The organism is Peptidiphaga sp. (assembly GCF_057238965.1).
In genome coordinates, this window is the sequence record NZ_DBHHEV010000106.1 from 1406 (window position 1) to 6163 (window position 4758).

Annotated in this window: 4 protein-coding genes; all 4 read right to left on the bottom strand. The window is 64.1% G+C overall.

Going from position 1 to position 4758, the window contains the following annotated elements; genetic code table 11:
- Positions 1-183: 183 nt before the first annotated feature.
- Positions 184-816: an MBL fold metallo-hydrolase gene (locus ACO48X_RS10130; RefSeq protein WP_485001967.1), complete on the bottom strand. Its 633-nt coding sequence runs from the start codon at positions 814-816 to the stop codon at positions 184-186.
- A gap of 350 nt (positions 817-1166) precedes the next feature.
- Complete coding sequence (locus tag ACO48X_RS10135; RefSeq protein WP_485001968.1) at positions 1167-2042, bottom strand: MaoC/PaaZ C-terminal domain-containing protein; 876 nt, start codon at positions 2040-2042, stop codon at positions 1167-1169.
- A 12-nt stretch (positions 2043-2054) separates the two neighbouring features.
- Entirely contained in the window at positions 2055-3581 is a 1527-nt protein-coding gene (locus ACO48X_RS10140) for an AMP-binding protein (RefSeq protein WP_485001969.1), read from the bottom strand.
- 45 nt (positions 3582-3626) lie between these two features.
- A partial coding sequence (gene caiB / locus ACO48X_RS10145; RefSeq protein WP_485001970.1) for an L-carnitine CoA-transferase occupies positions 3627-4758 on the bottom strand: 1132 nt, incomplete at its 5' end.

The window sequence follows — 4758 nt, forward strand, 5'->3', positions numbered from 1 at the left end:
CCCCGAATACGTGGAGAACCTAGTCAACGACCAGCTTGACGCTTTGCCTATGCTGACCCTGCGCTCAGCCTCCTGACGCGCAGGCACGCGAAGGAAGAAGAGGCCCCAGGCGGGAGACGTCCGCTCACCGCTCCGAACGGCGGGCGGAAGGCCGCCTTGGACGGAGGAGCGGCCCCGCCGGGTTTACGCGCGCAGCAGAGGGTTGCGCGCCTTTTCAATGCCCAAGCGCGTCGAGGGGCCGTGGCCGGGAAGGAGAATCGTCGAGTCGGGATACGTTCCGAGCCTGGAACAGGTTCGGCGCATCTCCTCGGCGTCGCCGCGGATGAAGTCCGTGCGCCCGATCCCGTCGGCAAAGAGGGTGTCGCCGGTGAACATGAGATTGAGTTCGGCGCAGTAGAGGCAGACAGACCCCGGAGTGTGGCCGGGCGTCGATATGACCTGGAAACGGTAGAGTCCGAGGGCGACCTCGTCGCCGTCGTCCAGCAGCCGATCGACTTTTTCAACCCGATAATCGCGCCCCTCTTCATCGAAGCCAGAAAGACGGGGATCGGCGACGGCGTGCCCGTCCTCGCGCCCGACGGCGAAGGAAGCGCCATAAGCCTCGACCACCTCGTTGACCGCGCCGATGTGGTCGCAATGGCAGTGGGAGGCGACGATCTGCACGTCGTCCGCCGAGCCGACGTCGTCCTTCGAGCCGATGAGGCCGAGCACCTCGGCGGGTTCGTCTCCTGGGTCGATGACGATCATCGACGTCCCTTCGCGCAGAACGTAGCAGTTGGCGCGATAGCTTCCGACGACGACGGAATCGATCTTCATAGCAGCTTCCCTTTCTCGAACCGCGCCCTTTCCAGAACCGTGCTCTCGTTTTAAAACGATGCTGTCGAACGCCCGGCAAACCGCGGATTCAGCCGAATCGGCATGCGTTCTAAGCGAATGCCGTTCGTTCTAAGCGGGCGTTCTGCGTTCCAGCCTGACGCCCTGCATTCTAACCGAACGCCCTGCGTTCCAGCGCAACGCCCAGATCCTTCCATCGAGCAGGGCCGGCCGAAAAGCGTGCGGTAACAGCTTATCGTTGCTATCTCAACGTTCTTCAACCTGAGGCCGGCCGAAAGGCGTGCGGGAGCCTCAATTCCCGCACGCCTTTCGGCTTTGCCTGCGCCCGAGCTTTACTTGTACTCGATGATTCCCCAGTTCAGATGGGGCTTGGCGCCGGTCTCATCGACGTCGGCGTCGACGAGGGCGAAGCGGAGTTCGCCGTCGGCGACCTTCCACAAGCGCGTCGCGAGCGTCGATCCGGGGTGGACCGGCGAGGTGATGCGTGTCTTGAAACGAGTGATGCGCTCGGGCTCACCTGGCACGAAGGCGTCGATGGCGTGGCGCATGACGACCCCCGCGTAGCTGATGGCGTGGAGAATCGGGCGCGGCTCGCCGTTCTGCGCGGCATACTCCCAGTCGATGTGCTGGGGGTGGTAGTCGCCGGAAAGACGGTAGATGAGCGCCTGATTCTCGGGGATCGTCTCGATTGTCTCGACGTCGGCGGGCCGATCGGGCATTTCGACGATGTCCTTCGGCGGCTTGGGGCCGCCCCAGCCGCCGTCGTAGATGAGGCAGTCCCAAGATTCGTTGGTGAACAGCAGATTTCCCTCGGAATCGTAGGTGTCGCCTATGTGCTGGGCGAGCAGCCCCCTTCCCTCGCCGCGGTCGTAGAGGCCTTCGAGCTTGACCTTCGTCTCCAGGCGGTCGGACATCTTCACGATGGGCCGATGGAAGCGAATGTCGAAGCCCCAGTGCAGCGAGCCCGCGTAGTTGTACCCGTAGTCGATGGTCCGGGTCACCTCGGAATCGACGATGAGCATCGCGCCGAACATGGGAAGAACCTTGAGCTTCGGGGCGCGCTCGTCGTGCTCGTTGAGGTATTCCAGGCCGTTCTTGCCGTCTATTCCCGCGCCGCAGCCGAGCGCGAACAACTCGAGGTCGCGGAAGGCGTAGTCGCGGACAAACGGGCCGAATGTCTGGCCGACCATGTCAGTGTTGATAGCCATGGGATTGCCTTTCTATATTGTTGACTTCTGTGTCTTGAGTTGGTTTTTCAGGACTTTTCCGTACTCTCCGCGCGGCAGCCCGTCGCGGAACTCGATGACGGAGGGGATTTTGAAGAACGACAGACGCAACGAGAGGAAGTCCTGCACGTCCTCGGCGGTCAGCCGACGCCCCGGCTTGGGGACGACGACCGCTTTGACGGCCTCGTCCCTGATGGAATCGGAGATGCCCAGCACCGCGACGTCGGCGACGTCGGGATGCTCGAGAATGGCGACCTCCACCTCGCAGGCCGAAATGTTCTCGCCCGCACGCTTGACGATGTCGCCCATGCGGTCGACGAAGTAGAGCCAACCCTCGGCGTCGGCGTACCCGCAGTCACCCGTCCGAAACCAGCCGTCTGCCGTGAACGCCGCCCGTGTGGCCTCCTCGCCCCGCCAGTATCCGGCCATGAGGGAGACGCCGGCCTGCCCGCGCACCTGTATCTCCCCGCACTCGCCGGGCGGCAGCGCGGAACCGTTTTCCCCGGCGATCCTGACGTCGTAGCCCGGACCGGCCAAACCGATGGACGGCCACTTGGACCGCCCGTCGGGAAGGTCGGTGACGACGCCGACGAGGGTTTCGGACGAGCCGTAGTTGTTGAGCAGCCGCACCCCGTAGCGTTCCTCGAATGCCTCCTTGGTCCCTTTGGGAAGGGGAAGGAAATAGTGGACGGCCCTCACACTGTGGTCGCGTTCGCCCGAAGCGACAGGCTGGGCCATGAGCGTTTTGACGATCATCGCCATCGCCTGAATCACGCTCGCCTTGTGCCTGCGCACCTGCGACCACATCCTGCTCGCCGAGTATCGGCGCACAAGAACGAGGGCGGCCCCGGTGTAAACGACGGGCATGAGGGCAGAGAGCTGGAGGTTGACGTGCGTGACGGACATCGTCGTCAGATACCTGTCGGCTTCGCTGAGCGACAGCTCCCAAGCGACGTACTTCCCCGAGAACACTGCATTGGCATGCGTGAACATCACCCCTTTGGGGCGCGACGTCGTGCCCGAGGTGTACATGATCTCCAACAGGTCGCCCGGCCTGACCTCGGGCCTCGGAGGGGGCGTCCCCGCCCGATCGGCTTTCATCGCCTCGTAGCTTCCGTCGTCGAGGCAAACGACGGCGACGCCCTCCAGACGCCCAGAGTCCTCCGGAAACTCGCTGACGAGCAAGCGGATGCCGCACTCCTCGACGACGAGGGCGCATTCGGCCGCCGTGCTTGCAGGGCCGATAGGCACAATGACGGCGCCGATCGCGGCCAACGCAAGGAAACACTCGACGAACTCGGGCCGATTGCACATGTGCAGGCCGACCCGGTCGCCTGCCTCGACGCCGAGAGAGGCGAACATCGAGGCGGCAGCCTTCATTTCACGGTCCATGCGAGCGTACGTGTATCGCTCAACCTTGGACGTGTCCGGGTCCTCGTGGACGAGGAACTCCCGGTCGGCCCAAAGCGCCGCCCTCTCCTCCCAGAGGTCGCGCACACTGGGGTATTCTGGCGTATTCATCTCACCCTAGCGGCCTTGGCGGGCGCCGAAGCGCCCGCCCTCGCCTCAGTCTCCAAACCTGACGGCGCCCGATTCCTCGAACCGCGCCAGGTCCTCCGGCGTGAACCCCGCCCGGGTCAGCACGTCGCGGGTGTCGTAGCCGAGAGGCGGCATCGGACGCCAGAAGCCCCCGGGGTTGTTTGCGAACTTCGGGAACGTGTTGAGCCCTTTGACGGGTGCGCCCTCGGCGTTCTCCCACTCGATGAAGCACTCGCGCCGGGCCACATGGTCCTCGGCCACGATGTCCTCGAACTCGTTGACCACTTGGGCGGCGATTCGATGCTCCACAAAGTCCTTTTGGACGTCGGCCTTGAGCTGGCCCGCAAGGTACTCTTCGAGCTTGCGCTGGATGAGGTCCGCCTTGGGCCCGTCCAGCCACAGCGCAGACGTGTCCTCCGGGTACTCGGGAGTTCCCCACAAATCGCCCAGGCCGATGGTCTCCAGAAGGTACTTGTTCTGGGGGACGCCGTAGACGCACAGGCCGATGTACCCGTCTTTGCAGGCGTACTCGCCGATCGCGCACAGGTTCTGATGGCGCGCGCCCGGACGGGGGTAGGTTGTGCCGGCGTTGAGGTAATCCATCATGTAGTACGTGCCGACGCGCAGGAGCGTCTCGTACATCGCCAGATCGATGCTCTCCCCTTTGCCCGTCGCCTTGGCCTTGTGCAGGGCGGCCAGCGCCGACGAGACGATCATGAGCGAGTTGAAATAGTCACCCGAATAGGGGGCAACGTTCATCGGCTGCTCGGGCGTGCCGTTTTGTGCGATGATTCCGGCGTACGCGGCGACCGTGAGATCGTAGGCGGCGGCGTTGACCACGGCCGGATCGCCCCACTGGCCGAACCCCGAAACGTGGACGATGACGAGGGAGGGATTGGCCTCCCACAGCATCTCGTCGGTGATCCCCTTGCGGGCGAACGCGGGGCCCTTGGAGGACTCGATGAAGATATCGGCCTCCTTGACCAAACGGCAAAGGATCTCCTTGCCTTCGTCGGTAAAGGGGTTCATGGAGATCGAGCGCTGGTTGCGCCTCTCCATCTCCTTCGTCCACGTGGTGTCCCGCATCGAGTCGCCCGTCCACATGTTTTCGATCCACGTGACGTCGGCGCCCCACTCGGACATGATCTCGGCCGCGGTG